The sequence below is a fragment of the Mesorhizobium sp. M4B.F.Ca.ET.214.01.1.1 genome (assembly GCF_004791545.1).
GTDB lineage: Bacteria > Pseudomonadota > Alphaproteobacteria > Rhizobiales > Rhizobiaceae > Mesorhizobium > Mesorhizobium abyssinicae.
Genome location: NZ_SRUX01000260.1, coordinates 1 through 290 on the forward strand (window position 1 = coordinate 1; position 290 = coordinate 290).

1 pseudogene is annotated in these 290 nt (G+C 54.8%); it reads right to left on the minus strand.

Annotated features, from left to right (window positions below):
* Nucleotides 1-105 precede the first annotated feature (105 nt).
* Nucleotides 106-290: pseudogene (locus EN857_RS34160) on the minus strand (ABC transporter ATP-binding protein); the annotation flags it as partial.

Genomic DNA, 290 nt, shown 5'->3' on the forward strand with positions numbered 1-290 from the left:
TCGAAGCGGGCACTTTTTTCCTCATCGGTGAACAGGTCGTTTGGCAAGATCGTTCCAGCGAATCCCTTAGCAATCGCCCCTTGGTGCTCCTAGTCGAGCCGGCCGTCAATCAAGTCGCGGCGCGGCCTCTAACAGCATTCTTGTGTAAGAGTGCTTTGGCGAACGCAGGACCTCATTCGTTCGTCCCGCCTCAACGATGCTCCCATCCTTCATGATGATGATGGATTGTGCAATTTCGGAGACCAGCGGCAGGTTGTGCGTTATGAACAGCATCGCAAGGCCGTCCTTCT